Below are 728 nucleotides of genomic sequence, written 5' to 3'. Positions count from 1 at the left end.
GAGGAAGGCCAGCGCGTCGCCGATTACGGCACGGTCAGCGCCATTGCCGACGACGGCGACATGGCCCGCGTGACCCTGACCGCCGAGGGCGGCGCAGAGCAGGTGCTGGAGGTGGCCCGCGACAGCCTGCAGGTGAGCCAGGGCGACGACGTTTCCGAGGGAGACCTGGTCGGCGTCACTCGCCACTGGGCGGCTGGCCCGCTGCTCTGGGGGCTTTGGACCACGCTGTGGATCTCCGTGCTGTCCGGTGCATTCGGCCTGCTTCTCGGCTTGTTCACCGGCCTCTGCCGGCTGTCGAACAACCCCACGCTGCGCGACCTGTCCACTGTCTATGTCGAGCTGGTGCGCGGTACGCCGCTGCTGGTGCAGATATTCATCTTCTACTTCTTCATCGGCACCGTGCTGAACCTCTCCCGCGAATTCGCCGGGGTGGCGGCGCTGGCGCTGTTCACCGGCGCCTACGTGGGTGAAATAGTCCGTGCCGGCGTGCAGTCCATCGCCCGCGGGCAGAACGAGGCGGCGCGCTCCCTGGGCCTGACCGCCGGCCAGTCCATGCGCCACGTGATCCTGCCGCAGGCCTTCAAGCGCGTGCTGCCACCGCTGGCCGGGCAGTTCATCAGCCTGGTGAAGGACACCTCGCTGGTCTCGGTCATCGCCATCACCGAACTGACCAAGAGCGGGCGCGAAGCGATCACCACCTCCTTCTCCACCTTCGAGATCTGGTTCTG

1 protein-coding gene is annotated in these 728 nt (G+C 67.3%); it reads left to right on the top strand.

Features of this window, described 5'->3' with window-relative positions; translation table 11 throughout:
- The coding region (locus tag E8F11_RS00265; protein WP_280286795.1) for an amino acid ABC transporter permease at positions 1-728 on the top strand (728 nt) is incomplete at both ends.

Source organism: Pseudomonas sp. BN417, assembly GCF_029871205.1.
GTDB lineage: Bacteria > Pseudomonadota > Gammaproteobacteria > Pseudomonadales > Pseudomonadaceae > Metapseudomonas.
Note: the sequence above shows the minus strand (reverse complement) of the source record. Positions and strands in the feature narration are given on the sequence as shown.